The following is a 2,110-nucleotide window of genomic DNA, read 5'->3' on the forward strand; positions in this document are numbered from 1 at the left end:
GACCGCCTCGGAGACGAGCGGCAGGGGTGCGGCTGACTCCGGCCCGGTCGCGGCCAGCGCGGTGGGGTGGAACTGGAAGAACTCGAGGTCGGCGACCCGGGCCCCGGCGCGGAACGCGGCGGCGATGCCGTCCCCGGTCGCCACGGCGGGGTTCGTGGTGTGCGCGAACAGCTGCCCCGCCCCGCCCGTGGCGAGGATCACGGCGTCGGCGAGGATCGTCTCCGGCCGGGACTGGCCAGCCGGGGCGCTCGCGTCGAGGAAGCGCGCGCCCACGACGCGGCCGGACGCAAGCACGAGGTCGAGCAGGAAGCGGTGTTCCCGCACCTGGATTCCGGAGCCGGGCAGGAGCGCGCTGAGCCCCGCCTGCAGGGCGGCTCCCGTGCGGTCGCCGTCGGCGTGCACGATCCGGTGCCGGGAGTGGGCCGCCTCCAGCCCCGCGGCCAGCCGCCCGGCACCGTCCCGGTCGAAGGGGATGCCGCGGGCGATCAGCTCGCGCACCCGCTCCGGTCCCTCCTCGGTGAGCACGCGGACCGCGGCCGGGTCCGTGAGGCCCGCCCCGGCCGCGGCGGTGTCCGCCGCGTGCTGGGCGGGGGAGTCGTCGTCGGTGAGCGCCGCGGCGATGCCGCCCTGGGCGAGCGCCGTGTTGGTCTCGCCGAGGGTTGCCTTCGTGACGAGCACGACCTCGTCGTGCCCGGCCGCGGCGAGCGCCGCGGTCAGCCCCGTGACGCCCGTGCCGACGACGAGGATCACGGCTTGGCCGCCAGCATCCGTTCCAGGGCCACCTGCGCGCCGTCCTGCACCGCCTCGGACACGGTGATCTGGTTGACGACCTCGCCCGCCAGGAGCCGCTCCAGGGTCCAGGCGAGGTAGCCCGGGTGGATGCGGTACATCGTCGAGCAGGGGCAGATCACGGGGTCCAGGCAGAAGATCGTCTTGTCCGGGTGCTCGGCCTGTAAGCGGTTCACGAGGTTGATCTCGGTGCCGACCGCGAAGACGCTGCCCGCGGGGGCGGCCTCGATGGCCTTGCGGATCACATCGGTCGAGCCGTTCTCGTCCGCGGCCTGCACGACGGGGAGCGGGCACTCGGGGTGCACGATCACGCGCACCTCCGGGAAGTCTGCGCGGGCCTGTGCGATCTGGTCCACCGTGAAGCGCTTGTGCACGGAGCAGAAGCCGTTCCAGAGGATCACCTTCGCGTCCCGGATCTCCTCGGCCGTGTTGCCGCCGAGGGGGAGCCGAGGGTTCCAGGTCGGCATCCGGTCGAGGCTGATGTCCATCGCGTGCGCGGTGTTGCGCCCCAGGTGCTGATCCGGGAAGAACACGACGCGCTGCCCGCGCTCGAAGGCCCACTCCAGCACGGTGCGGGCGTTCGAGGAGGTGCAGACGATGCCGCCGTTGCGCCCGCAGAAGTCCTTGATCGCGGCCGAGGAGTTCATGTAGGTCACGGGGATCACGGGCGCGAGCCCGTCCGCGTTCGGCTCCGCGCCGAGGGTGGCCATGAGGTCCTCCCAGCAGTCCTCGACCTCCTCAATCGTGGCCATGTCGGCCATCGAACAGCCCGCGGCAAGGTTTGGCAGGATCACGGCCTGCTCGGGCCCGGAGAGAATGTCGGCGGTCTCGGCCATGAAGTGCACGCCGCAGAACACGATCGCCTCGGCGTCCGGGCGGGTGGTCGCGGCGCGGGCCAGCTGGAAGGAGTCCCCGACGAAGTCCGCGTACTGCACGACCTCGTCGCGCTGGTAGAAGTGCCCGAGAATGAGCACCCGGTCGCCAAGCTCCGCCTTCGCGGCGCGGATGCGCCGGTCCAGCTCCTCGGCGCTCGCCCGGGTGTACTCGTCGGGGAGCCGCCCCTGCGCGGGGGCATCCGCGGGGAGCAGATCCGCCACCGAGGCCCCGGGGCCGTACCCCGGGGTCCGGTCGATCACCCAGGGGTCCTCGGCAAGGTCGGCGTCGCAGGTGCTCGTCGCGGGCGCGTTCAGCGTGCGCAGGTTCACGGGGCGGCGGTGCCCGGGCAGGGTCTGGACCGCGGGGCGGCCGAGCTCGCCCGTGCGGGGCTCGAGCGACTGGATCAGGTCGTTGACGGAGGTCATGCGTGGCTCCTCGATTCGGG

2 protein-coding genes are annotated in these 2,110 nt (G+C 73.1%); both read right to left on the reverse strand.

The genetic code is table 11. The features are described 5' to 3' along the window. Nucleotides 1-750, reverse strand: a 750-nt coding sequence (locus tag OOT08_RS13935) for an FAD-dependent oxidoreductase (RefSeq protein WP_325093392.1), incomplete at its 3' end; no start/stop codon positions are given. Beyond that, nucleotides 747-2,090, reverse strand: a complete 1,344-nt coding sequence (gene nadA, locus OOT08_RS13940; RefSeq protein ID WP_325093666.1) for a quinolinate synthase NadA — start codon at nucleotides 2,088-2,090, stop codon at nucleotides 747-749. The genes nadA and OOT08_RS13935, both read right to left, overlap by 4 nt. Nucleotides 2,091-2,110 lie beyond the last annotated feature (20 nt).

Origin of the sequence: Leucobacter sp. M11 (assembly GCF_035726885.1) — a bacterium.
GTDB lineage: Bacteria > Actinomycetota > Actinomycetes > Actinomycetales > Microbacteriaceae > JAPFRB01.

Bases quoted from the DNA above. Each gene is read 5' to 3' on its own strand.
- nadA (WP_325093666.1), bottom strand. From the start codon at position 2,090: ATGACCTCCGTCAACGACCTGATCCAGTCGCTCGAGCCCCGCACGGGC.